This is a genomic window from Bacillus atrophaeus (assembly GCF_001584335.1).
Classification (GTDB): Bacteria; Bacillota; Bacilli; order Bacillales; family Bacillaceae; genus Bacillus; species Bacillus atrophaeus.
This window is the reverse complement of the sequence record NZ_LSBB01000003.1, coordinates 136,070-158,830: the sequence shown is the minus strand read 5'-3', so window position 1 is coordinate 158,830 and position 22,761 is coordinate 136,070. Positions and strand designations below refer to the sequence as shown.

27 protein-coding genes, 8 tRNA genes and 3 pseudogenes are annotated in these 22,761 nt (G+C 34.0%); 22 read left to right on the top strand and 16 right to left on the bottom strand.

The annotated features are described in order from the left end of the window. Nucleotides 1-435: 435 nt before the first annotated feature. The gene (locus AXI57_RS06845) at nt 436-1,776 is read right to left on the bottom strand and encodes a D-serine ammonia-lyase (RefSeq protein WP_061669648.1); all 1,341 of its coding nucleotides are present in this window, start codon (nt 1,774-1,776) and stop codon (nt 436-438) included. Nucleotides 1,777-1,911: 135 nt separating this feature from the next. Here AXI57_RS06845 and AXI57_RS06840 point away from each other — a divergent pair, with 135 nt between their 5' ends. The 7 genes and pseudogenes from AXI57_RS06840 (at nt 1,912) to AXI57_RS06820 (ending at nt 5,644) form a co-directional block, all read left to right on the top strand. Further along, nucleotides 1,912-2,457 carry a helix-turn-helix domain-containing protein gene (locus tag AXI57_RS06840; RefSeq protein ID WP_061669647.1) on the top strand — a complete coding sequence of 182 codons (546 nt, stop codon included), beginning with the start codon at nt 1,912-1,914 and terminating at the stop codon, nt 2,455-2,457. A 451-nt stretch (nt 2,458-2,908) separates the two neighbouring features. Further along, nucleotides 2,909-3,001: pseudogene (locus tag AXI57_RS21940) on the top strand (VOC family protein); the annotation flags it as partial. A gap of 247 nt (nt 3,002-3,248) precedes the next feature. Further along, nucleotides 3,249-4,115 carry a DUF1259 domain-containing protein gene (locus tag AXI57_RS06835; protein ID WP_061669646.1) on the top strand — a complete coding sequence of 289 codons (867 nt, stop codon included), beginning with the start codon at nt 3,249-3,251 and terminating at the stop codon, nt 4,113-4,115. Nucleotides 4,116-4,201: 86 nt separating this feature from the next. After that, a pseudogene (locus AXI57_RS20695) lies at nt 4,202-4,352 on the top strand (DUF255 domain-containing protein); the annotation flags it as partial. A gap of 319 nt (nt 4,353-4,671) precedes the next feature. After that, complete coding sequence (locus AXI57_RS06830; RefSeq protein WP_061669645.1) at nt 4,672-4,944, top strand: spore germination protein; 273 nt, start codon at nt 4,672-4,674, stop codon at nt 4,942-4,944. A gap of 13 nt (nt 4,945-4,957) precedes the next feature. Further along, entirely contained in the window at nt 4,958-5,200 is a 243-nt protein-coding gene (locus AXI57_RS06825; RefSeq protein ID WP_061669644.1) for a spore germination protein, read from the top strand. A 12-nt stretch (nt 5,201-5,212) separates the two neighbouring features. After that, nucleotides 5,213-5,644, top strand: coding sequence for an Hsp20/alpha crystallin family protein (locus AXI57_RS06820; RefSeq protein WP_061669643.1), 432 nt, complete (start codon nt 5,213-5,215; stop codon nt 5,642-5,644). Between the two features lie 16 nt (nt 5,645-5,660). On the opposite strand, the gene AXI57_RS06815 is transcribed toward AXI57_RS06820, so the two are convergent. After that, nucleotides 5,661-6,368, bottom strand: a complete 708-nt coding sequence (locus AXI57_RS06815; protein ID WP_061669642.1) for a DUF421 domain-containing protein — start codon at nt 6,366-6,368, stop codon at nt 5,661-5,663. Nucleotides 6,369-6,710: 342 nt separating this feature from the next. On the opposite strand from AXI57_RS06815, the gene AXI57_RS06810 reads away from it, so the two are divergent. Beyond that, on the top strand, nt 6,711-6,923 hold the full coding sequence (locus AXI57_RS06810; protein WP_061669641.1) for a spore germination protein: 213 nt from the start codon (nt 6,711-6,713) through the stop codon (nt 6,921-6,923). A 98-nt stretch (nt 6,924-7,021) separates the two neighbouring features. Then, nucleotides 7,022-7,315: a hypothetical protein gene (locus AXI57_RS06805; RefSeq protein ID WP_061669640.1), complete on the top strand. Its 294-nt coding sequence runs from the start codon at nt 7,022-7,024 to the stop codon at nt 7,313-7,315. Between the two features lie 316 nt (nt 7,316-7,631). Here the strand turns inward: AXI57_RS06805 and AXI57_RS06800 are convergent, their stop codons facing one another. Beyond that, nucleotides 7,632-8,216, bottom strand: coding sequence for a cupin domain-containing protein (locus tag AXI57_RS06800; protein WP_061669639.1), 585 nt, complete (start codon nt 8,214-8,216; stop codon nt 7,632-7,634). A 340-nt stretch (nt 8,217-8,556) separates the two neighbouring features. On the opposite strand from AXI57_RS06800, the pseudogene AXI57_RS06795 reads away from it, so the two are divergent. From AXI57_RS06795 to AXI57_RS06785, 3 genes and pseudogenes are all read left to right on the top strand, one after another. Continuing rightward, a pseudogene (locus AXI57_RS06795) lies at nt 8,557-8,731 on the top strand (DUF255 domain-containing protein); the annotation flags it as partial. Between the two features lie 635 nt (nt 8,732-9,366). Continuing rightward, nucleotides 9,367-11,163, top strand: coding sequence for a T7SS effector LXG polymorphic toxin (locus tag AXI57_RS06790; RefSeq protein ID WP_061669638.1), 1,797 nt, complete (start codon nt 9,367-9,369; stop codon nt 11,161-11,163). A 12-nt stretch (nt 11,164-11,175) separates the two neighbouring features. Beyond that, on the top strand, nt 11,176-11,634 hold the full coding sequence (locus AXI57_RS06785) for an SMI1/KNR4 family protein (protein ID WP_061669637.1): 459 nt from the start codon (nt 11,176-11,178) through the stop codon (nt 11,632-11,634). A gap of 297 nt (nt 11,635-11,931) precedes the next feature. On the opposite strand, the gene AXI57_RS06780 is transcribed toward AXI57_RS06785, so the two are convergent. Next, nucleotides 11,932-13,107: a Rap family tetratricopeptide repeat protein gene (locus AXI57_RS06780; protein WP_061669636.1), complete on the bottom strand. Its 1,176-nt coding sequence runs from the start codon at nt 13,105-13,107 to the stop codon at nt 11,932-11,934. Nucleotides 13,108-13,528: 421 nt separating this feature from the next. Here AXI57_RS06780 and AXI57_RS06775 point away from each other — a divergent pair, with 421 nt between their 5' ends. Both AXI57_RS06775 and AXI57_RS21935 read left to right on the top strand, forming a co-directional pair. After that, the gene (locus tag AXI57_RS06775; protein WP_061669635.1) at nt 13,529-14,845 is read left to right on the top strand and encodes a hypothetical protein; all 1,317 of its coding nucleotides are present in this window, start codon (nt 13,529-13,531) and stop codon (nt 14,843-14,845) included. Further along, nucleotides 14,793-15,992 carry an SIR2 family NAD-dependent protein deacylase gene (locus AXI57_RS21935; RefSeq protein WP_061669634.1) on the top strand — a complete coding sequence of 400 codons (1,200 nt, stop codon included), beginning with the start codon at nt 14,793-14,795 and terminating at the stop codon, nt 15,990-15,992. Before AXI57_RS06775 ends, AXI57_RS21935 begins: the two co-directional genes overlap by 53 nt. Nucleotides 15,993-16,145: 153 nt before the next feature. Here AXI57_RS21935 and AXI57_RS06765 read toward each other — a convergent pair whose 3' ends face one another. Next, the gene (locus tag AXI57_RS06765) at nt 16,146-16,451 is read right to left on the bottom strand and encodes a cystatin-like fold lipoprotein (RefSeq protein WP_141292217.1); all 306 of its coding nucleotides are present in this window, start codon (nt 16,449-16,451) and stop codon (nt 16,146-16,148) included. Between AXI57_RS06765 and AXI57_RS06760 the strand changes: the two genes are divergently transcribed. Further along, nucleotides 16,333-17,352 carry a tyrosine-type recombinase/integrase gene (locus tag AXI57_RS06760; RefSeq protein ID WP_081112755.1) on the top strand — a complete coding sequence of 340 codons (1,020 nt, stop codon included), beginning with the start codon at nt 16,333-16,335 and terminating at the stop codon, nt 17,350-17,352. The two genes, AXI57_RS06765 and AXI57_RS06760, sit on opposite strands and share 119 nt — an antisense overlap. A 276-nt stretch (nt 17,353-17,628) precedes the next feature. Then, nucleotides 17,629-17,883, top strand: coding sequence for a YesK family protein (locus tag AXI57_RS06755; RefSeq protein WP_061669633.1), 255 nt, complete (start codon nt 17,629-17,631; stop codon nt 17,881-17,883). Between the two features lie 35 nt (nt 17,884-17,918). Here AXI57_RS06755 and AXI57_RS06750 read toward each other — a convergent pair whose 3' ends face one another. From AXI57_RS06750 to AXI57_RS06740, 3 genes are all read right to left on the bottom strand, one after another. After that, nucleotides 17,919-18,689, bottom strand: a complete 771-nt coding sequence (locus AXI57_RS06750) for a phospholipase A2 family protein (RefSeq protein WP_127721157.1) — start codon at nt 18,687-18,689, stop codon at nt 17,919-17,921. 110 nt (nt 18,690-18,799) lie between these two features. Next, on the bottom strand, nt 18,800-19,033 hold the full coding sequence (locus tag AXI57_RS06745; RefSeq protein WP_061669631.1) for a hypothetical protein: 234 nt from the start codon (nt 19,031-19,033) through the stop codon (nt 18,800-18,802). Nucleotides 19,034-19,046: 13 nt separating this feature from the next. Then, complete coding sequence (locus AXI57_RS06740; protein WP_061669630.1) at nt 19,047-19,616, bottom strand: sigma-70 family RNA polymerase sigma factor; 570 nt, start codon at nt 19,614-19,616, stop codon at nt 19,047-19,049. Between the two features lie 192 nt (nt 19,617-19,808). On the opposite strand from AXI57_RS06740, the gene AXI57_RS06735 reads away from it, so the two are divergent. The 5 genes from AXI57_RS06735 (at nt 19,809) to AXI57_RS20685 (ending at nt 21,075) form a co-directional block, all read left to right on the top strand. Further along, nucleotides 19,809-19,879 (top strand) — tRNA-Cys (locus AXI57_RS06735). A 28-nt stretch (nt 19,880-19,907) separates the two neighbouring features. Then, nucleotides 19,908-20,159, top strand: coding sequence for a glutaredoxin family protein (locus AXI57_RS06730; protein WP_061669629.1), 252 nt, complete (start codon nt 19,908-19,910; stop codon nt 20,157-20,159). 1 nt (nt 20,160) lies between these two features. Beyond that, a complete protein-coding gene (locus tag AXI57_RS06725; protein ID WP_061669628.1) occupies nt 20,161-20,364 on the top strand; it encodes a hypothetical protein in 204 nt (67 codons plus the stop codon). 6 nt (nt 20,365-20,370) lie between these two features. Continuing rightward, complete coding sequence (locus AXI57_RS06720; protein ID WP_061669627.1) at nt 20,371-20,916, top strand: N-acetylmuramoyl-L-alanine amidase; 546 nt, start codon at nt 20,371-20,373, stop codon at nt 20,914-20,916. A gap of 15 nt (nt 20,917-20,931) precedes the next feature. Next, nucleotides 20,932-21,075: a YvrJ family protein gene (locus AXI57_RS20685; RefSeq protein WP_076984027.1), complete on the top strand. Its 144-nt coding sequence runs from the start codon at nt 20,932-20,934 to the stop codon at nt 21,073-21,075. Nucleotides 21,076-21,298: 223 nt separating this feature from the next. Here the strand turns inward: AXI57_RS20685 and AXI57_RS06715 are convergent. The 8 genes from AXI57_RS06715 to AXI57_RS06680 all read right to left on the bottom strand — a co-directional run bounded on the left by AXI57_RS06715 (nt 21,299) and on the right by AXI57_RS06680 (nt 22,540). Then, nucleotides 21,299-21,382: transfer RNA gene (locus AXI57_RS06715), tRNA-Leu, on the bottom strand. Nucleotides 21,383-21,405: 23 nt separating this feature from the next. Then, nucleotides 21,406-21,487 (bottom strand) — tRNA-Leu (locus AXI57_RS06710). Nucleotides 21,488-21,496: 9 nt separating this feature from the next. Beyond that, nucleotides 21,497-21,572 (bottom strand) — tRNA-Lys (locus AXI57_RS06705). Between the two features lie 21 nt (nt 21,573-21,593). Next, nucleotides 21,594-21,668: transfer RNA gene (locus AXI57_RS06700), tRNA-Gln, on the bottom strand. Between the two features lie 12 nt (nt 21,669-21,680). Then, nucleotides 21,681-21,752: transfer RNA gene (locus tag AXI57_RS06695), tRNA-Glu, on the bottom strand. 39 nt (nt 21,753-21,791) lie between these two features. Next, nucleotides 21,792-21,882 (bottom strand) — tRNA-Ser (locus tag AXI57_RS06690). Between the two features lie 3 nt (nt 21,883-21,885). Further along, nucleotides 21,886-21,960 (bottom strand) — tRNA-Asn (locus AXI57_RS06685). Between the two features lie 121 nt (nt 21,961-22,081). Further along, on the bottom strand, nt 22,082-22,540 hold the full coding sequence (locus tag AXI57_RS06680; protein ID WP_010789622.1) for a SprT family protein: 459 nt from the start codon (nt 22,538-22,540) through the stop codon (nt 22,082-22,084). A 101-nt stretch (nt 22,541-22,641) separates the two neighbouring features. Here AXI57_RS06680 and cmpA point away from each other — a divergent pair, with 101 nt between their 5' ends. Then, nucleotides 22,642-22,755 (top strand): cortex morphogenetic protein CmpA, encoded by a 114-nt coding sequence (gene cmpA, locus AXI57_RS21305; protein WP_003225207.1) that lies wholly within the window; start codon nt 22,642-22,644, stop codon nt 22,753-22,755. The last annotated feature ends 6 nt before the right edge of the window (nt 22,756-22,761 follow it).

Genomic DNA, 22,761 nt, shown 5'->3' with positions numbered 1-22,761 from the left:
TACATTTGTTGCCGTATTTTCCGCAAAAAAATACCAAAGGTGATTAAACCCTTGGTATTATTGGGATGCGGCCGAGAGGACTTGAACCTCCACGGATTATTCCCCCACTAAGTTCTCAACATTGTAAAACCATATCCACTGGTTATGAAAGCTTATTTTCATTACATTCTCTACTTTCATTTTCTATTTTTTTCCTCAAACAGTATTGCAGATGTTAAAGCGATTACAAAAAAACCCAGTTCATTTTCAAGTTTGGCTATTTCAAGTGAAAATAATAATAAACTTAATCGAATATCCCTTAATGCTATAGCTTATAATGATCGAGTTGAATTAAGATGGGGCGCAGGGACTTCAAAACTGTGGTTAAACCCATGGAAAAATATTTAATGTGTTCATTTTTTCTTGAAGAAGAACATAAAAACTGTGGGGATTTCTTTAAAGTTCTCCTTTTTTATAGTATTCTTCTTTTATGTTTGAAGGCACCATGTTACCACCGGTAGCCCATATTATATGTGTGCCATTAGTTAATTTTTCTTTTAAATTATGTTTTTGTAAATATTCCATCCCACTCTGATGCAATTTAATAGGTCCTATCATACCTGCCAATGCAGAAGGTTCCAAATAAATATCCTCTGTATCTGCCAGTTGCTTTAGTAATTTATACAAATGTTTATCGCTGACAGTGTAACTGCCACTTAAAAAAGGCTCTATAATCTTCCCAGCAAATCTTGAAGGTCTTCCTACAGCAAGTCCGTCTGCATCAGTTTTATTATCAATACCGATTTCTTGTACAGAAATTTTATCATGCAGTCCAGTCATTAAACCAAGTAACATACTAGGTGAATGCGTTGGCTCAGCGAAGAAACAATGAACATGATCTCTGAACATTAATTTTAAACCAAAAGCTACTCCCCCAGGACCTCCACCTACCCCACATGGAAGATAAACAAATAAGGGATGATTTTCATCAACAGTTATCTTTAATTCTTTTAATTGTTTGTCCAAGCGAGAAGCAGCAACTGAATAACCTAGGAATAAATCTTTTGAATTTTCATCATCTACAAAATAACAACTAGGATCAATCGCTGCTTGTTTTCGACCTTCTTCTACCGCCTTGCTGTAGTCAGCCTCATATTCTATTACATTTACATTTTTACTTCTTAGCAAATCCTTTTTCCACTCTTTTGCATCCGAGGACATATGTACAGTAACATTGAATCCAAGTTTTGCACTCATGATGCCTATACTAAGCCCTAAATTTCCAGTGGAGCCTACAACAATTGAATACCGCGAAAAAAAATCTCTAAACCTATCGCTGTCAAAAATAGAATAATCGTCTTCTAGAGTTAACAATTTATGTTGAAGAGCTAATTTTTCTGCATGCTTAAGTACTTCATAGATTCCTCCCCTAGCCTTGATAGAACCTGAAATAGGCAGATGACTATCGCATTTTAACAGCAGTTCTCCCCTTAAGGTTTTTTGATAATCACTCTCTAATGATTTTTTCATAGAAGGAATGTTGACTAAAGGAGATTCTATGATCCCATTTGTTGATTTTGTGTCAGGAAAAGCACTAGCAATATAAGGAGCGAAACGTTCTAATCTTTTTTCTGCATCTCTTACATCTTCTTCGGAAATAGTGCACTTTTTAATTCCTGATTGAAATGTTTCAATATTTGGATTAACCCAAAAAACTTCATCTAAAGCAGTAAGTTGCTGTAACAAAGGAAATTGAGCTCTTAAATCAGACAAACATTTTTCATCCATTTTTTTCACCTCATGTCATTGTGATAATACCCTCATATAAATTATAATTGAAATAAATTAAGTATAGTTTAACACACAATACTCAAATCGTTAATTATCATTTAATTTCTTAAATTAAATTTAATTTTTAAGGGGTGCAACATTGTGGACAACATAGATATTGGTAAAAAGATAGCTAAGTACAGAAAAGCGAAAGGTTTTAGTAGTAAAGAGTTAGCAAACCTATCTGAAATCACGCCTTCTATGCTAAGTCAAATCGAAAGAGGATTAGCAAATCCTTCTATTCAAACTCTTAAAATTTTAGCTAAAAACCTTAATATACCCACATTTATGTTTTTTGTTGAGGACACAGAAACATCAAATTTAGTAGTAAAGCCAAATCAGAGGAAAAAAATGATTATCAATAATCTATCATATGAACTATTATCACCTGATTTTAAAGGAAATCTGGCAACAGTTATCATGAATGTTCCACCAAATTCTGCTTCTTCAGAGAAGCTTCTCGAACATAAAAGTGAGGAAATCGCTTATATATTACAAGGGAAGATTAAAGTGTATTTAAACGAAGATGAGTATATTCTAGAGGCTGGAGATAGCGTGAAAATACCGACAAGTTTTAGGCATATGTGGGAAAATCCATTTGATCAAGTTGCAGTCGTGTTATTTTCGGTTACACCACCTATTTTTTAATCAAGCAGCTCTAAAGTCTTTTTCTCTTAATAGTATTTCACGTAAAAAAATACCAAGGGACTCAAACCCTTGGTATCATTGATGCGGCCGAGAGGACTTGAACCTCCACGGGTTATTCACCCACTAGGCCCTCAACATTGTAAATCCATATCACTGGTTATGAAAGCTTGTTTTCATTACACTCCTTATATTCATTTGCCTCATTTTTATACGTTTACATCAATTATGGTTAAAAAATGGTGAGCCAAAACAATAAATGTCCTTGCTTTTTCATCTATATTGATTAAGAATTTTAATCTCTTCCTTATTATAAAAAGGCTGACGAAAATTATCGTCTGCCTAATCTTTGGTATTCTTAATCTTCTCATATTCCGTTTTCTAAAAATATATAACGTTTTTGTGCATTTCCGAGGAGGTTACATTGCTAATGAAACCACGGATTACAGTAATCACTTTAGGCGGCGGATACTCCGGTCACTTCTAAGACCCCGATGGTCACTTATGGGAAATAGTTTGGAATCCGCATTGGGATACAATTGAATAACCAAATTTTAATTAGTAAAAACTCATGCAAGACGGCTAATGACATGTCATTGGTGCCACTACATATTTTATTAAAAAATTTACCACACGCGGTTACTAATTTAACGTTGATATCGAGTAATTTCGTAAACGTAATTTCATTGTTAAAAAGATTAATCCCCCTTTTACGGGCTAATGTCGTGTTACATTTTTTCCTTCTCCACATATCTTTAAAGTAAGTAGTCAACTTATTCAGGAGGAGATATTAAGTGGAAGAAATGGGCATGGAACCATCACAACTTTGTAGGGAATTTGCAAGGATTCTCAATTCAACACCTAGTGTCGTAAATGGTGTATGTACGGCTACAAGATTTCGAAGCAACATTCATCCAGTGGTACTTGGAAGAAGAGCAGAAGCATTTCCTTTTATTCCTCAAGCCTTTTCATTTGAAAGCATGGATCGGAATGGCAGAGCTTTATGTTTAGGTGAAACTGTTTTACTTCAAGAAGAAGTGAACCCATTAATGAGTGAGTTACGCGAATTTGGTATTATTGTAACTGCCGTTCATAACCATTGGCTGTTTGATAAGCCACGTCTGATGTTTATGCATTTTGAATCAATTGATAAACCTCTGAATTTTGCAAGAAAAGTGAGAGAGGCAATGAGAGTTCTAACCACTAAAACTGTCCGTGCTGAACCAAAAACTGATGGTGAAATTATTAAACAGCATGGTCTTTGTGACGAATTCAACGATATTCTAGGTGGAACCATGCATACTTTTGAAAATGGAATTTGTACAGTAATGAGATCACGAACAAATATAAAACCAGAAGTACTAGGAAGACCAGGAAGATCATTTTTACTCATTCCTCAGATGTTTTCATTTGAATCAATGACAAAAGATGGCCGTGCTCTATGCAGTGGTGAAACGGTGATTCTTCAAAAAGAAATCAATCCATTTATTAGTGTACTTCGAGAACATGATCTTATTGTAACGTCGCTTCATAATCACTGGTTGTTTGATAAACCTAGACTGATGTATATTCATTTCGAATCAATCGATAAACCTGTCAACTTCGCATTAAAAGTAAGAGATGCTTTAAAAGTTCTTACTGATAAAGAAGTTAGAGGTTAACATTATTATGAGCAAAAAAAGCGATTTAAAAAATCGCTTTTACATATGCTAAGGTAAAGTATTAATTCAAGAAAGAAGGTGATCCCATGCCCACTAACAATAAACCCAATAGATTAATCGCTTAGAAGTCTCCATATTTACTTCAACATGCTCACAATCCAGTTCCCCTGGGGAGAAGAAGCATTTGAAAAAGCGAAACGCGAAAACAAACCTGTTCTTGTATCTATTGGGTATAGCTAGCTCGGGTAGCTATACCCACATGCCATTGGTGCCACGTATATTAGAGTAGCCAAACCTCGTGATAAATACCTCTTTTTCTCACTCATATTAGGACCTTAAATAACTTTATATACACTCTCAAAAGTATCATTTAAATCAAAAAGTGCATTTTCCCTTTGTCTTTAATTAAAACTGTATGTGCTTGTTGTTACGATTTTGTTAAATACAGCAACGTCAGGGAAATTTGATTAGGATAACACTTAGTCCATATTATAAGGAACAATTGGGTTCAGTAAAGCATACTGTACTGTACAGAAAGATGGAAGGATATGATGAGATGCCGTCAACAGTAATTAATTTATATTATTTGAAAATAAATAGCATTTCGGGCAATGGTTCAATTACAATAGGCGAGGCAGCGTATAACAGCCCTACCAACAATCAAAAATCTCAAGGGATCAATTCTTCTTTCGGTGACACCTCACCTACAGAATCAATTATGGAAAACTTCTTAAACGATCCTGATGTAAATGACCAGACATCTATAGGCAACTCTGATACATCCAACGTTAATTCTCCTCCGATTGCACCACCGCCAATCTTTGATTAAAGGGGTTTCGTTTATGCCAAATCAAATTAATATCGCGAATATTAAAGTTAACGGAGTCACGCAAAATGGAAATATTGATATCGGTCCAACTTTGCAAAACAGCCATACAGCGAACAGCAAATATTTCGGAGCAAACTTTTCTTTAGGGGATTTTTCGCCTTCTTCTTCGCTTTTAAACACCGGCAATCTGGATACCGATGTCAGTGATCAAGACCAGATCGGAAATCCTTCTGCACCTATTGCAAATCAAATTTAAGGGGGCTTTTGTATGGATATAGAAAAAATCCGAAAATGGCTTGAGATTACCAATGAATATAAGCAAAGTGATTTTTGGTCAAATGTTTTAAAGCAAAAAGCCCCGGAACATTTCTTTGAATCAGAAACTCGTATGTTCGTTTATGATCTTTTTCAAGATGAAGAGTCCAACTACATTATTGTGGAAATGCCTGGCGTATTCCAAGAAGAATTATCGATTCGCTTAGTTTCTAAAACCCAACTTTTGATTAAAGGAATTGTAACACCAGTTTTCCCGGCTGAAATGGAAGTGCTTCGTGAAAGGTTTTATGGCGAGTTTGAGCGAGTCATTAAACTGCCGGAATCAACCGAATCTCATTTATTGCAGCTGCAGCTTTCTAATGGCTTACTTCATATCTCTTACCCAAGACAAATCGAAACAGTTGCCTTTGATAAAGGTATTTAATGTCCTAATAACTTGTTCACTCTTTATCAATGGGTACAGATATATGATCTTTATATTTATCCACATAGATATGTCCATTAGCCAGCAACACCGCATACACAGTTTCTTCTACCGTTATATCTCTTTTTTTTAATTCGGTAAGAAGCCAAGATGTTGTAAGATGATTTTGATTTAAATTATCCTCAATGATCTCTCCATCCATAATAAGTTCTATCGGTAGTCTATGTTCACCATGTACCGCTATAAATAAATCCTGTTTAGTGATGTGACGGAATTGCGGCTTTCTTAAAATAGTCAACTTACCATTTGTTTCAAGGATAGCAAAAAGAACTTCTTCTATATTGAAGATTTCTTTTTCGCGTAATTGTTGATTCAAATAGTCAAGTGTATAGCGCATATTCCTCATATTTGATTCTAATATCTTTCCGTTTTGAATAAGAACTGTAGGATCTCCAGCAAAAAATTTTCTTAGCCTCCTATTCTTTATTGACAGAAATGAAATAAGAAAAATAGTTAAAACGAAAAAAACAAATGAAATGAGCATATTATGCGGTTTTAATGAGGTATTGTATGCCATGCCAGCAGTGATAGCTCCTAGTGTTATCGCCGCAACAAAATCAAAGATTGTCATTTGAGAAATAGTCTGTTTGCCTAAAAAACGTGCCGCAATTAACAATACACCAAAAGAAGCTATCGTCCTTAATATTACCTCTACCTCAATCATTTTCATGTTGCTCCTATTCTTAGATATCAACTATAAGTATCTCTCTTGAAATAATTTACAACAAACTCAACAAATATATACACCCAACTCCACAATTTTTAACAGTTCCTGCATTGTTGCTGACTGAGCGTACGTTAAGAAATGTATGATTGAATACTAATACATAGAAGAAATATGAGAGAGCTAAAGGTCATTCTAATCGAGACGCCCATTAAATAGGGCGTCTATTTATATGCAGATTCAGAAAGAAAAGACTTTTATTACTTTTTTTCATTTAGTTTAATCTATTGATGTTCAGTCTGAATACTATAATTACTACTAATAATAAGAGGGGTGAAATTAATGAAAGGATTGCCGATTAATATTAATAACGTTTCTGGAAATGGAGTAGTGAATGTTGGAGGTGCAATATCCATAAGTCCCTTATCAGTGTCTAAAACCGTCTATGGTTCCGGAGGATCAAATACCGGGATTGTCATCGAATATAACTTTATAAGCCAAACAAAAGCTATAAATAGTCAATTTTCAGACCAAAATGTTACTAAAACACTTTAAGTTCTTCTCCATGATTTAAAAGTATATATTGCATATGATCTATTTTTCATGTGCATAATATGTTTTTGTATAAACATTTTGAATTTATGAGGTGACTTATGGATTTTCCAATCATTCATACTAATTTTTGGGATGCAGTTATAGCAGTTCCGACAGTGATCTTTATAACCCAGATCATCAAAGTGTTTTTGAAGGTCCCCAAGAAATTCATCCCATCCATTGCCCTTATTTTAGGTATAATGATTTCTGTTTTTATAAGTCATCGGCACAGCTTCATTTCTGGTTTATTTATGGGTTGGTTTTATGGTTATGGCGCTATCGGTTCTTATTCTTCTTTAAAAACTGCAATTTTATCGTATAGGGGAAATAAAAAAGAGACACCAAATCCCTAACTAAGCATAAAATAAGTTGAATCAAAAAAATCAAACGACTATCACTGTAGCCGCCTGCCTATGCAAGGCGGTTTTTATCTTCTCTTCATAGCCTAAAAAGCACTTTTCAACAAAAAATTACCACAATAAAAAACAAGCCATTTTTTAAATCGACTTGTTCAATCAATTACTTTACAATTAACACAGGATAGCTGATTTGCTTAGCAACTTTGTGGCATACCTGCATAGAACCACTCTTGTAAAGAATTCAATTGCATTAAAAACAATTGTGATTCCTAATTTACGTGGTTTCAAACCATGCCGGATTCTAGAGTGCTCAGCCTTCTGTAGAATACCTATGCTCATCTTCCGCAGTCGCTGCATCTGCTTTGGTCACATGAACCGTACCAAATGGATGATTAGGAGGAGCATAAATTGAGTATAGTTTTAACGGGATATTACCTGTATTAATCACATTGTGCCAAGTGCCAGCAGGTACAACAATAGCATAATCATCATAGACATTTCTTTGGAAGTTTAAATTTTCTTTACTCTTACCCATTTTAATTATCCCTCGACCTTGCTCAATCCGTAAGAATTGATCGACGTTAGGATGGATTTCCAAACCTATATCTTCTCCAATACCAAGACTCATCAAAGTGACTTGAAAATGTTTTCCTGTCCATAACGCAGTACGAAACGTATTGTTTTGTTTTGTTGCTTTATTGATATTTACAACAAATGGTTTTGGTCCACTATCTATAATGAGAAGGTTTCTATCTTCATGTAAAGAGCGCAAATAACCAAATCTGTTTGCTTGCTCCATCTCATTTGAAATAGTCCAATAAACAGACCTTCCATTGTTATATATTGGCACATTCACAAAATAAGGATATTGATGCGGAAAAGGTATATAGTACATTTTTTCATCCCCACAAAGTTTTAAATTTTCATGATAATATCCTATTCATTCGTTGTGGAAATGTGCATTTTAAGGAAGCCAATTTAAAGGAAACCGGATTAAGACTAATCTTAGCCCGCCATCGACACAGCAATCTTTATTTCTAGTGTATTTATAGGGCTTTTATAGTTATAGCTCTATAAGTTCATAATCTTCTTTAAAAACCACAACTTTATCAAAACAAAATAAATTGTATTTTTAAAAATCAAACGTCTAGGGTCATAATTAAATGAAAGTATTTAATTCCAATACTTGTGGTACAGTAAGAAGGAATACCAACAAGATGAAAGAAGGTGATCCCATGCCCACTAACAATAAACCCAATAGATTAATTGCCGAGAAGTCTCCATACTTACTTCAACATGCTCATACCCCTGTGAAGTGGTACCCTGGGGAGAAAAACCCTTCAAAAAAGCAAACTCGAAAACAATCCGGTTCCTGTCAGCATCGGCTATTCGACATGTCATTGCTGCCACTTCCGTTAGAATATCCAAAAACTAAAGAAATAAAGTATATAGCCAGTTGCTCCTAATCCAAGATTTCTAGATACTATACCTTCTGATGAAATGAAAATAAAGGTTTTTTTTATTTTAAAAACATAGAAAATTGTGAATTTCTTTTAGCTTTTTAATAATAAAGTTCGTCAATCTGAACCAACCCAATTCATTACCTAAGGTAAAGTGGCTTTTTATAATTTATATTATGTGGCATGTAACTAATTGTGCATTTGTAATGGAAGAACGCCTTCATCTCATGACTTGTATTTGGTGCCAAGTCATGAACTCCTAAGGAGATTTAATAAAACTCCAAAACAAAAAGGATACCAAAATGTTTTGGTATCTTCATCTAAGTCGAGTCCCTCAACATAGTAAATCCTTATCACTGATTATGAAAGCTTGTTTTCATTACACTTTCTAACACCACATTACATCATTTCTATAGGTTTGAATGAATTATGGTTAATAATTGGTAAGTAAAAAACCCCCCTTACTTCCCCACTTCTCCAAATCTCATTACATTCAATTCATTACCTCTTCTTCAACATTTTTTTCGAACTTCACATCCTATCCATGGTAATATTTAGATATAAACTTACTGAAAGGATTGTCCAATGAAAGTATTTGAAGCAAGGTCTTTGTTATCTGAAGCTGAAAACCGAGCAAACGATTATAAAGAGTTGAAAAATCAAATGATTAATTTGAAAAAAGCATTTAAGGCTGTTGCTGATCTTGATGATAGTGAGTTCTCTGGGAAGGGAGCAAACAATATTAAAGCATTTTTTCACGATCACACCGGTGTAGCTGATCAATGGATTGATTTAATTGATATGAAAATCGCTTTCCTTACTAGTATCTCCGGTATTCTGGAAGATGCCAACTTATCTGATGCATATATCGAAGAATCCTTCTTAGAACACGAACTGGCAAACGCATATAGAAAATCACCAGCAATTATGTCCGAGCAGAAGAAAGCAATGAAAGATATACTGAGTGATATTGATGACATTCTTCCACTTGATTTATTTTCAACAGAGGCTTTTAAGGATGAGCTCTCGTCCGCCGAAAACAAACGAAAAAAAACTATTGAGAAAATAGGCGATACAGACGAGAACTTAAAAACTGAATATGCAATGACTGAACCTAACGAACAATTTATTAAAGCAGACTTTCAAAAGTTACAGGAGTCAACAGGTAAGGGCAAAAACGCTTCACCTATACATTATAATGCCAAAGCTTATCGTGAGAGTGACATCCATAAGAAAAAAGGCGATATCGAAAAGCGGTCTGAAGCTTATTTAAAGATCAAAAAAGAGGAAGCTAAAAAACGCGAAATTAAAGATTTGAAAAAACAGCTTGTAAAGGTAACAGACCCTGACGAGTATTTAAAAATTGCGAAGAAAATAGGATACGAGAATTTGGAGCCTGACCAGCAAGTTTATTTCCGTCAGCTCGAAGAACTCCAACAAAAAGCTGAAATTGGAAAAGGTATTGCAGTTGGAATATATGAAGCCGGTAAAGATACCGTGATGGGTCTCTATCAACTTGCAATGCACCCTATTGAAACGCTTTCTGGAACGGTGAACGCAGTCTTACATCCAATCGATACTTATAAGATCATAGCAAAAGACATAGAAGACACTTTCCAACGTGATATGATTAATGGAGATAGCTACAGCAGGGCAAAATGGGTGTCCTATGTCGGCAGCACTGTTGTTCTTGCAATAGTTGGTCCGAAGGGTATTGATAAAGTATCCAAAGTTGCAAAAGCCGGTTCAAAAGTTGCTGCAATTAAGACGCTCGAAGTTTCAAAAGCAGGAATAAAAAAAGGTATTGAATATGTTAAAATACCAAATGTTTTTGAACAACAGTATGCAATGGCTGGTGGTTCAGGGACTTTTCCTTTCAACACAATTGATGGGGAGAGTTATAAAAAATCATTTCATCAGTTTTCCAAGAAGGTAGCTGATGTAACTCGAAAACCTTTTACGGGGAAATACATTGATGTTCCTTGGTTAAATAAAGAAAAATATACTGCTGCTGAAATAGAAGGAAAAGTGAAAGCTAAAGGAAATATAAAAGACGTAAGCCGAAAAGTGTATATGTTAAAAGATATAGACCTCAATCAAAAAAATCGTAAAGGCCAAACAAATCTTCAATTAATGAAACTTGGCAATGCACCTTTTGCAAAGGATGGAACACAAATAAACCTACATCATTTAATCCAAGAAGAACCTGGTACAATGGTTGAAGTTCCTGAAAGCCTGCACAAAAAATATCACAATATTCTCCATGGCTTAAAGGAAAACGGGCAAAGTTTTAGAAACAATCCCGAACTTTCTGCTCAATACGACAGTTTTAGAAAGAGATATTGGAAATGGAGAGCACAACAATTTGAAAAACAACAGTAAGAGGTGAATTTTATGGATTACTCAACAATACAAAAGTTTTTAGAAGAAAACAAAGAATTCTCTATTATCACTGGAGGAGTCAGCGAGAAACAGATTCATGAGATAGAAGAAGAACTTGAAGTTTCTCTCCCAGAAAGTTATAAATGGTTTTTGAAAGAGTATGGTTCTGGTGGTGCATACGGAACAATGATCCTTGGTTATGACTCTGAAGGCGCTGAAGTTGTTGAGCAAACAAAAGAATACAGAACATTTTACGATCTTATACCAGGTCTTGTTGTTATAGAGTATATTGATGAATTCTCTTATTGCCTTGATACAAACAGGATGGTAGATGGAGAGTGTCCAGTTATTCTTTGGGATAACCATGAAGGATATGGCTTTACTGCTGCAAATACCTTTCTTGAATTTTTTCTTCAGCGATTAGAAAAAGGTAAAGAGGACTTAGACGAAGATGAGGATTGGGAAGATTAATCTTTACAATTCTCAAAATAAATGTATCTTCGGAATTGAATAATTACATCAAAAAAAACCATACCAGAACATATTGGTATGGTTTTCTTAGATAGGTTCCAATAGAGTAATCAAAAGAGATAACAAGCAGTAAGAATGAACTATCCCTTTTGTTATGCTATGGTATGATAGACGAATCTGTTCTGTCTACAAATTTGTTTTTTTGATCTAACTCACTAAGCACCTACTCTGTCATCAGCAACATGAAAAGGAGCTTTGATAACAGGGACATCATTTGTTAAAACCACTCCTGCTATGCTACCCAATAAAATGACTGTAAACAAAGTCCGGCTGATCTTCATTAATAATCTCCCCTTTTTTTATTTTTCGTCTCGCTTCAATACTCAGTCGATAATACTCAGTGGAACGTGATAAATCCCCTTCTTCATAAAAATAATCCGCTACTCTAATTGCAAAATTTTCAATGTCTCCGAACATTCTTTTTTCATTCAGATACGAAAAGGCCTCTTCAATTAAAGAATATTCATCATCACTAAAATAAAGTCCTTCTACAATCTTGAACTTTGCTTCATATTCTGAATCCCCGTATTTCTTTGCAACAGATTGTCCCTTTTTTAAATAAGGTAAAGCCTCAGACAGAGCTTTCTGTTTTGTTTTAACGTTGACTATATTGAACAATGTTTTTGTCAAAAATATATGTTCAGTCTTTTCAAAAAACTCTAATGACGTTTGTAAATATTCAGCGGCTTTATCATATTCACCTATGTAATCATAACAAATACCAATATTCATTCGAGACATACCAATCAAGTAATCCGCTCCAACTGATTCAGCTATACGCAATGTGTCTCTAAACACATCTAGTGCTCTTTCATAATCCAAAGAGTCAATTAAATTACCAGCAATTATATTTTGACATCTTATGGTTTGAACTGCATACGCATCGTACTGTTTGAAAATTTTAAGCGCCCGATTGGCATAATTTAAAGAAAAATAAGTTTGTTTCATATAGTAATACACATGGGCGACTTTGAAGAAGAACTCCGCCCTTTCAATTTCATCTTCCACCTCAAACAACTTTTTCTCCGCGATTCGATAAGCACTTATTGCTGTAGTCAGTTCTTTCCTTCTAAATTCATACATTCCCATAAAGAAATAAAAATAATACTCCAACATACCGGTTAATTGACCTTGGGATTCAATTTCCCTTAGCGTCTCATATGCATTTTCCAAGCTATCCATATTCTTTGACTTCATATAGCTCAACATGATTTCATGTCTGAATTCTAGCAGCTGATAATATAATAGAGCATCTTGATTTTCTTCCATATTAGCTAGTTCAGCTTCAGCTTCAGCTTTAATTCGTTCTGCTTCCTCAACCAAATCACTCTTTATCGCCATGTACCAAGCATTTAGTTTTTTTGTCACCAAATCATATGGAATTTTGCTTCTCTTTAAAAAACCCTGCTGCAAGAAAGCTCCCCCATCTCCACTAAATTGTTGGAATATTTACATTAATTGTATTATGGCAGATCGGACATTTCTTTACAAAGTTAAAATGTAAAAAGGTACGAATTGTCTATTGAAGAAATTATTCTTTTCGTCTTTATTGCGGTTATTGTAAGGCTTTTGTGTCTTGACAGATTATAAAGCAAACAAAATAAGGGCAGACATAACGTCTGATCCAAAACAGACATACATCCCAGGTCATCTACCCACTAGGCTGTTACATCGAAAATACATATTATCGTAAGCTTTTGTTCATTCATCTCTTCTACTCGTATATTCATTTCCTCTCCCTATATATTGCAACATAAAGTTTTGATGTGCCTTCTTTTGTCAGAATTGTGTTATAATCTTCCTATACCAAACAAGGGATTTTGGAGGTTTCTTAATGAAGACAACTCTCAGCCAGGAAGAAAATATCCAGTACTTTTACGGTGGTTCTCTATTTGAAGAATATGTAGACTTTAACCTTTTTCAAGAAGCAGTAATTAAAGCTGGATTTGAAGTAAATGACAAAAAAAATATCGAGGATATTTATAAATATATAGTTAATGAAGAAGATTGGGGTTCCAAAAAAATTGTTGATAAGATATATTTTGAATCTATATTATACAGCCATCTAAAAAATGTATACGTACATACATTTAACAAGTTATCAATAGACCTTTTCAAACAAAATATGGATAAAATTTTAGGTGAATTTAAAACTGACTCAAATATTCATACAAATTTTCGAAGGTACATGAATAAAGATGGTTTTTATTTAATGGATGCGTTAAATATCACTGTACCTGGATCAACATTTATTGGTGGCTTAGATTACGTGGAAAACAATGGTGAAATTCAAAAAGCAAGGCTTTTATTAGTTCAAACAGTAAAAAATGAGAAAAACAAAAATAAGTATTTCATTGCTGGTATTGAGGTTAATTTTATAGAGAGATCCTGTCTAATATTGATTCGAAACATTCCAAATATAAAAGAGCCAGATGAAAATACAAGTGATTATAATAGATCAATCAGCAAACTTTATAATTATGTAAAGGAACGAATAATAAAAAAATTGCTTGGTAATTTTATCGTTATAAATAGAGACAGTGACAGAGAATCGATGTATAGAATCTGCAAGAAACTTGATGAAGATTTACTTAAAGATGTTAGACAAGAAGTAACTGATAAAGCTTACACAACAATAGTTGAGAGTGTTAATAATTATATGAAAAAATTATATACAGTAAACGAACGTCCAGGAAAACAAGATCGGGAAGAATTAGTGAAAAATATTCAGTCTTTATTATTATCAAATTATATTAGTAACAAATTTGATGCTAAACAATTAGTGAAAAAGGCTAAAAAGCTAAGTTTGATTGGATATACGACTAAATTAAAATTCAAGGGAAACAACTCTAATACAGGCTCCACTCGCTCCTCAAGTTCAAAACACCCTGTATCTCAAAGTGATATGTTTCACAGTTTATATATAAATTTTGAAGGAGCAAAGGAACTAGAACATTGGGGCATTTCATGGTTTACGGATACGAAATTTTCTGACGAAAAAGATATTGACGTTATACAAACTACTATATATAGCACCTCAAAATATTTCAAGATAGTATTCTTACCTAAAAAACCACTAAATGAGGAGATAATAAACTATGTCGTTAGACAACTTAATAAACAACGTTCACTTAAACCTGTCGATGAGTGAAGAAGAAGCAGTAGCTCTATTGACCAAAATATCAAACACTTTTAAAAATAACTTTTTTAGAAAAAATCAATTAAAGAATATACAGGATGATGTTGAAATTCTCTTTTCCACATTAAAAAGTAGTGGTTATATTGATGAATACATACAATGTGATTGTGGAGAAGAAACAGAAATCTATCCTCTGAAGACTACACACTGTGATTATTGCAATCAGTTGTTAAAAAACACCTTTGTGCATGAAATAACAGATTTATTCAAACTGAAAAATGAATTAAGTCAGGAACTTAATTTGAGAAATGAAGAAATATTAAAATCAGTAATTGACGACCATTTCTTAGGTATCTTTTATGAATTAAAAGATACTATAGACACTATTATACCTTTTCTCGGAGCTGGAACTTCACTTCCTTTGGGTTTAGATAATTGGCCAAATTTATTGCGTGGAATGGGTGGTTCTTTAAAACAACAAGATAGAGATTTATTTGACAAACGTATTAACAAAGGAGACTATTTAGGAGCAATCGATGTTCTTAAAAATAACACCTTAAACCTTTCAACTGATGAAGATATAAAAAAACATATAGTACGTCAAATCGAGGCTAAGTATAAAAGTGGGTTGGCTGAAAATTATCATAATATAAAGGATATTATTAACTTAGAACCTGCATTTTTCATAACAACTAATTATGATTCTTCTTTGATAGACTATAAAGAGGGAGATACATACCCTTATACACTAGATCAAATCGAAGACGCTCATGAATTACTTAACAAAGGAAAACAAATTGTTCTACATTTACATGGTCATTTAAGATCCCCTAGATCTATGATAATAACTAAAGAAGACTATGAGAAGCTATATAAGGATGACAGAATAAAATCTTATCTTAATGCTATTATGGGAACGAAAAACCTTTTATTCATTGGTTTTTCATTTGATGACGAATATTTCAAAGATATCTATGATAACTCTTTTAAAAACTTAGGAGGACAACATTTTATTATACAAAATAATCTCCATCCTGATGAAGCAAGGGATATGATTAAAGCAGGTTTACGTCCTATAAGTATAAAAGTGGAGGGAACTAGTGATTTTAGTGATAATTATGTAAAAGCATTAAAAATTGTCCTTAAAAACTTATTATAGTTTTCTTTTAAAAAGAGTGGAAACCCCTTTCCGCTCTTTTTTGTTCCCTTTACTTTATCTGAACTACTTTGAACAAAGTACTGATGGAATTATCTATAAAATGGATATAAACAATCTTAAGTACTAAAATAGAGCAGACATAAAGTCTACTCCTTAGTTTTTTATTTCCTTGCCTTTAACCTCTTCATAATCTGGTGTTTTTTTATACAAGCCTAGACGATCTTGATCTCCGTCGACAGGCATATGGGTCAGCTCTTCATATGAATCACCAAGCTTCTCATAATACGAAAATGCGGTGAGCTTTTTATAATTATTCTCGGGCTTATAAAATGCCAATTGAATATACTTTCCGTTATTATATACACGAACTATAGAATTCTCCCTCTTATACTCATCCGAATCTATATTTGTTTCTTTCCTAGTTTTCTTCTCCTGTTTTATTACATTATTAGTTAGCATTTATCTTGAGCAATGTAAGCTTCATCATAAGCCAAATTACTTCAATATAGAGAAATACACGATTGAAAAACATATCCTCCCCCATTTTGAAAACTGCATTGTTAAAAAAGTAACTCATAATGAGATTCAAGATTTTCAAAGATTACTTATCAAAAAAGGACTTGAAAACAAGACAATAAATAATACGATGATTATCCTAAGTAAGATTTTCGATATAGGGATAGTGGAAGATGTTTTAATCAAGAATCCTTGTGCAAAAGTGAAAAATTTAAGTGTCGTAAAAAAACAAATGAATTTTTGGACTCCTGATCAATTCAAAGAATTTATTAATCTCACCAATAATGACGAATTCATTTTTAAAGTGTTCTATACTACTGATTATTTAACAGGAATGCGCCTAGGCGAGATTTTAGCACTCCATTGGAAAGACTTAGACAATTTCAGAAGAGAAATCAATGTATATAAAGCATTAACATACATCAACCAAGAATACATTATTACTCCGCCAAAGACCAAAAACTCAATTCGCAGAATAAGTATTAATTCAAAACTTATAGCGCTGCTAGATCAGTGGAAGCAAAAACAAAAAGAAATTTTTGATGGATTAGGAATTAAACAAACAGAGGAATCCTATATGTTTCAGTACAAAGATAGACCGCCTACAAAAGATATTTTCAGCAGAAAGATAAAACAGATATGTAAAAGAGGAAATATTGAACCTATTCGTTTCCATGATTTGAGACATTCACACGTCGCTCTGCTAATCAACCAAGGCGAAGATTATCTATTGATAAAGGAACGTCTGGGGCATGGTTCAGTAGCCTTTACAATGAACACCTATGGACATCTTTTTCCTAATAAACAGAAGGAAACTGCCGACCGTTTGGACGACTTACTCTAAATAACAGGTCAAAGGAATAAAAATTTCTTGCTCATTAAAAATTTAAGAATCCAACAGCAACAAGTTCTCAAATAGAAATCCACTAACAACTTTATTTTTTTGAATTTTAAATTAACCAAATTATTTTCAGAATTTTGATTTAGGTATATAGATGTAGTTTGTATTTTACTTCACCTACTTCTACTCATATTGTCACTAATCCGGTATGATAAGCCTCTATTTAAGAATAATCTGTTATAATGAAACTTTCCAAAACAATTCAAGGAGGCAGAGTAAATGATGTTTTGGCTTATGACAGCAATTCTAAGTGTGGTTACAATAGGTATTTCTTTGATGTTTAAAAAAAGAAAATCTCCTTTACAGTATGGTATCCCATCAGTTTTAATGATGCTGAGTATAATCTTATTAATTGTAAGTTTCTTTGTAGGTAGATGGGAAGGATTGGGTTTAGGGGCTGTCAGTATCTCTGTGTTGATTTCATCAATAATTACTTTAATAGTTGTAAGCATTTTAGGATTTTTAAAGAGATAAGGAAAAGCCTGGCTAATCGATAGCCAGGCACCTTTTTAACAGCCTTTAGGTCCAAAATACATGTTAATTCCAAACGCAGCCCAGGTCACTTCATTTCTTACGCAATCAACTAGCATTGTGTCACACTTACACTTTTTCAAGCCTTTACCATAGCATCTATCGTGTAACACACAACAACTATCCGTATAATTAATTGGTTTTCCGCCGCCATGTTTTAAGTTATAGCCACAATTTCCGCCACAATGTTGATACCCTCCTGGCAAACAGCCATTGGAAGTCCACCATACTTTTGTTGTAAAATCTCCAGAGTTTTTACCAGAGTCCATAAAGTTCCCAGTATCCTGAGGGATATAATTAGGATCATTAGGCAAAGGTTCATTTATATCTAGAAGTTGTGAATCTGGATATTCAGCAGAAAGAGTATTAATTTCAATTTCACCCTCTTTATTAAATGTAATACCTAGCAGATAATGCGAATCTGTTTCATCTGTTATTAAAACCTGAGCGACTTCTTTATACTCTACTGGTAATTCATAATCATTTAGTTCACGGTATGCAATTCGAACAGTTTTAGGCTCATTAATAAAGACAATTTGTTTACCCGAGACAACATATCCTTCCTCAAGTTCGATGTCACTCTTATATCCATTGTCAACTTTCAACTTATCTTTTGAAATTGTTTGTTCATTATTGAACTGTTCGTTAACCGCCAATAATAAATCATCAAATGTACTGTCATTTAATGCTCGTTCTTTAAATTCTTGTAGTTCTTGACCTTCCATGTAAACACCATTTAATATTTGCAAATACTCCAACTCCCTTATAGTTTTTAGAAGCAATATCTGTTATTTATTGATTATTGCCTCCTAATCTATAAAGTGAATTGAGTAGGTGAAAAGTACACTCTTTTAAAAAATTATTCAAGCTTATTTTCATGATTAATTGCAAATTCCCAAAACCCAGGAGCATCCTGATAGCATATCCAGTTTAGCTTTTTCAATAATTTAGCTATTATTTCTTGTTCAAAATCTTCTCTTTCTTGAAAAGAAACATTATACAAACACTTTTTTATTAGTGGAGCAACCATCTTTATCAATTCTTCTTTCTCTTTTTGAGAAAGAGTGTTTTCATCTTTACACAAAAAATCCACTTCTGATACCTCCCTAATCTTCTTGATTACAAGTTTGTTTCAATTTATTAAGGCTTCTTTTATAGATATTAAAAACGTTTTGTCTAGAGTCTCCTAAAAAAGTAGCTATGTCTTGGAGAGTTAAACCTTCTATATACATTAAATTTAGAATTTTTTTCTGTTTTTCATTGAGATTTGTATATGCCTGGTGTAATTGTGGATCTGTGATACACTCATCCAAACTGATACAACATTTTGTGAGAGGATCGACTTCATTTTCATCTGGGATTGTGTCTATTCTTGATGCAGTTGTATCTTCATCTTGTTTTATGGGTGCATCTAGGGTAAGTAAAAACCTTTGATTCATTTTGCGATTTCGCTTATCAAAATCAATGGAAGATATTTTAATCATTGTTGTTAGGTACTTAAGAATACGTGCCTTTTTATAAAATTTTTTGAATCTCTGATCTAATAATTGTTGATTTTGTAAAGTAGGATGTTTGGTGGCTTCTTTAAAAATTTTTTTGTTAGTAGAGTTCAGAAGAAATTTTTTAACAATTGGTTCATTTAAAAATTGGAAATTCAATAATGTTTGGTTTTTCATAAAAAATCACCTCTACCTATTTAATGAAGTTAAAGTATAAAAAGTAAACGACTACAAAGAAGAACATATGTTCTATTTTAGACTAATAGAAGTTTTTTTTCAATTTTCTTATGGGAAATTTAAGAAACAGTTAAAAATTTATAAGGAGCGTTTACATCCATGCTAGTTCTTTCACTTAATTATGGTACAGATGGCAGTATAGCCAAGTGGTAAGGCAAAGGTCTGCAAAACCTTTATCACCGGTTCGAATCCGGTTGCTGCCTTAAATCTAATTTAGGAAGGTGAATTTAAATGAAGAAAAATATTATTGTTTTTACAGCTGCTAGTTGCATTTTTTGCAAGAAACAAAAGGAGTGGTTAGATGAACATTCTATTGATTACTTAGAAAAAAAAGTAGAAGTTGAAAAACATAAACAGGAACTATTAGAAAGAAAGGTTTTAGGGGTTCCCTATACCGTTATTATATTTGAAGGAGAACAAAAAGAGGTCACCGTAGCAGGATTTAACCCTAACAAACTAGAGAGTCTTCTGCTGGAGGATTAACATGAATCAATTTGATAATTCACTGAACCAGTATTATCAATTGAAAAAAGATTTATTGTTAGTTGCCCAAAAGTTAAATTCCTGCAGTATTGAAGAAAAAGAAATGTATCAAGATATTGTGCTTTGTTACAGTAAACATTTAAAAGAAATGAACAAAATATTACAGCAAAAGTATGGTTTAAATATGTGTTCTTACAAGGAGTGACGTTTGATGTCTATTATTGTTTTAGATGCCGGGCATGGTGGTAATGATAGTGGTGCAACAGGTAATGGCTTAATTGAAAAGAATTTAACTTTGGATTTTGTATTAAAAATAGAAAAACATCTAAAAACAAAGCATGGCATGACAGTTCATTTAACACGACATACAGATACATTTGTATCTTTATATGAGCGATCACAGATTGCAAACAAACTAAGTAGTGCACTTTTCGTTTCCTTTCATCATAATGCAGGTGGTGGAACAGGGTTTGAATCATACATCTATCCTGGTCTAGGGAACACTTTTACAGGACAAATCCGAAAAGAGCTACACCAAGATATTATAAATTTTTTGAAGTCCCAGAATATGACTGATAGAGGTCAACGTGAAGCTAACTTTGCAGTTTTGAGGCAAACTAAAATGCCAGCCATTTTGTTAGAGAATCTTTTTTTAGACTCTGAAAAAGATGCATCTCTTTTAAAGAAATCGACATTCATTGAAGAGTTAACACAAACTATAGCTAATAGTATATCTAGTATCGCGACTAACCTTTAAATAGGAGGTAATTGCTTGAACTTATCTTCCGAAACACTTATTACGATAATCGGAAATTTCGGTTTCCCTATACTAGTTGCTGTTTATTTATTAATACGGCTCGAGGGCAAATTAGATGCATTAACAGAAGCTATTATTGAACTCAAAAACAAAAAATAATTGAAAAAGTCGGTTAAGAAATGCTTAGTGTGCGTTGGTAAGGTGATATATTGCAAAAAATGCTTTAGAAACGTTTTGGGTAATAATTTTCCTAGGAAACAGCAAATTTCATGACTTACTTTAAGTAACTGGTGAGTTTTGGTGAGCAAGTCTTCTTCAAAGGCCGCATTTTCAACATAAAAAAATAATACCAAAGGTAGTTAAACCCTTGGTATCATTGAGATGCGGCCGAGAGGACTTGAACCTCCACGGGTTATTCACCCACTAGGCCCTCAACCTAGCGCGTCTGCCATTCCGCCACGACCGCTCGTTATTTAATTAAAAGAGAAATGCGGGTGAAGGGACTTGAACCCCCACGTCATAAGACACTAGATCCTAAGTCTAGCGCGTCTGCCAATTCCGCCACACCCGCGAAAAACAATGGTGAGCCATGAAGGACTCGAACCTTCGACCCTCTGATTAAAAGTCAGATGCTCTACCAACTGAGCTAATGGCTCTCTGTATGATATGAATAAAAATGGCTGGGCTAGCTGGATTCGAACCAACGCATGACGGAGTCAAAGTCCGTTGCCTTACCGCTTGGCTATAGCCCAACAGAAAGTGAATGACCCGTACGGGATTCGAACCCGTGTTACCGCCGTGAAAGGGCGGTGTCTTAACCGCTTGACCAACGGGCCGTCTGGTTGAGAACTTTTTATCTTTTTCAAAAGATATAATGGCGGAGAAGGAGGGATTTGAACCCTCGCGCCGCTTACACGACCTACACCCTTAGCAGGGGCGCCTCTTCAGCCACTTGAGTACTTCTCCGTATGGCTCCACAGGCAGGACTCGAACCTGCGACCGATCGGTTAACAGCCGATAGCTCTACCACTGAGCTACTGTGGAATAATCAGACTTCTATATTATAAAAGGATCGACATGAAGTGTCAAGAAGCAACATTTCATTTATTCCCTCTTCCGTCTAATGCGACGGCTTTTATAATTTAACATAGAATCATGAAGTGAGTCAACCCTTTTTAATAAATTCTTTTATTTTCCCACCGCACTTTCCGCAGGCATATTTTTTAGGGTTCATCGCACGCTTCTTTACATACTGTTGGCCGCAAGCCGTACATATATACGTATATGTTTTTCTGCTTTGCGTTTTCTTTTGTAAGGGAGTGCAAAACCTTGGCGCGTCTACTTTCTGAAGGAGTTCTCTGAAATCTCTGTCTCTGTGCTTGTACCCTTTTCCTTCAAGATGAAGATGGTAATGGCAAAGCTCGTGCCTAATAATTCCCTCAAGTTCCTCCCGGCCATGTTCTATTAACGATTTTCTGTTGATTTCGATGTTATGCGATGTTAAAAGGTACCTTCCGCCGGTTGTTTTGAGCCTGTCATTAAAAACAGCCTGGTGGCGGAAGGGTTTTTCAAAACAGGTATTAGATATGTCCTCTGTAAGCTTTTGAAGCTCTTTGTTATCCATTGTGCACCTCTCCTTAAAAACATTGAACGGGACAATTCTCCGCTCGCATACAATGTGTAAAACCCGCCCTTCTTTTAAAAAAAGCTGAGGAGGAATGAGCCATGCCCAATTGGCTGAAAAAACAAATGCAAAAAGCATTTTTAGAAAAGGATAATTATCAAATCAAACTGCTGAATCAATGCTGGTACTTTTATAGAAAAAAACACTGCTCGTAAGCAGTG

Bases quoted from the DNA above. Each gene is read 5' to 3' on its own strand.
- AXI57_RS06830 (WP_061669645.1), top strand. From the start codon at position 4,672: ATGCCGTCAACAGTAATTAATTTATATTATTTGAAAATAAATAGCATT.
- AXI57_RS06825 (WP_061669644.1), top strand. From the start codon at position 4,958: ATGCCAAATCAAATTAATATCGCGAATATTAAAGTTAACGGAGTCACG.
- AXI57_RS06820 (WP_061669643.1), top strand. From the start codon at position 5,213: ATGGATATAGAAAAAATCCGAAAATGGCTTGAGATTACCAATGAATAT.
- AXI57_RS06815 (WP_061669642.1), bottom strand. From the start codon at position 6,368: ATGATTGAGGTAGAGGTAATATTAAGGACGATAGCTTCTTTTGGTGTA.
- AXI57_RS06810 (WP_061669641.1), top strand. From the start codon at position 6,711: ATGAAAGGATTGCCGATTAATATTAATAACGTTTCTGGAAATGGAGTA.
- AXI57_RS06805 (WP_061669640.1), top strand. From the start codon at position 7,022: ATGGATTTTCCAATCATTCATACTAATTTTTGGGATGCAGTTATAGCA.
- AXI57_RS06800 (WP_061669639.1), bottom strand. From the start codon at position 8,216: ATGTACTATATACCTTTTCCGCATCAATATCCTTATTTTGTGAATGTG.
- AXI57_RS06790 (WP_061669638.1), top strand. From the start codon at position 9,367: ATGAAAGTATTTGAAGCAAGGTCTTTGTTATCTGAAGCTGAAAACCGA.
- AXI57_RS06785 (WP_061669637.1), top strand. From the start codon at position 11,176: ATGGATTACTCAACAATACAAAAGTTTTTAGAAGAAAACAAAGAATTC.
- AXI57_RS06775 (WP_061669635.1), top strand. From the start codon at position 13,529: ATGAAGACAACTCTCAGCCAGGAAGAAAATATCCAGTACTTTTACGGT.
- AXI57_RS21935 (WP_061669634.1), top strand. From the start codon at position 14,793: ATGTCGTTAGACAACTTAATAAACAACGTTCACTTAAACCTGTCGATG.
- AXI57_RS06765 (WP_141292217.1), bottom strand. From the start codon at position 16,451: ATGCTAACTAATAATGTAATAAAACAGGAGAAGAAAACTAGGAAAGAA.
- AXI57_RS06755 (WP_061669633.1), top strand. From the start codon at position 17,629: ATGATGTTTTGGCTTATGACAGCAATTCTAAGTGTGGTTACAATAGGT.
- AXI57_RS06740 (WP_061669630.1), bottom strand. From the start codon at position 19,616: ATGAAAAACCAAACATTATTGAATTTCCAATTTTTAAATGAACCAATT.
- AXI57_RS06730 (WP_061669629.1), top strand. From the start codon at position 19,908: ATGAAGAAAAATATTATTGTTTTTACAGCTGCTAGTTGCATTTTTTGC.
- AXI57_RS06725 (WP_061669628.1), top strand. From the start codon at position 20,161: ATGAATCAATTTGATAATTCACTGAACCAGTATTATCAATTGAAAAAA.
- AXI57_RS06720 (WP_061669627.1), top strand. From the start codon at position 20,371: ATGTCTATTATTGTTTTAGATGCCGGGCATGGTGGTAATGATAGTGGT.
- AXI57_RS06680 (WP_010789622.1), bottom strand. From the start codon at position 22,540: ATGGATAACAAAGAGCTTCAAAAGCTTACAGAGGACATATCTAATACC.
- cmpA (WP_003225207.1), top strand. From the start codon at position 22,642: ATGCCCAATTGGCTGAAAAAACAAATGCAAAAAGCATTTTTAGAAAAG.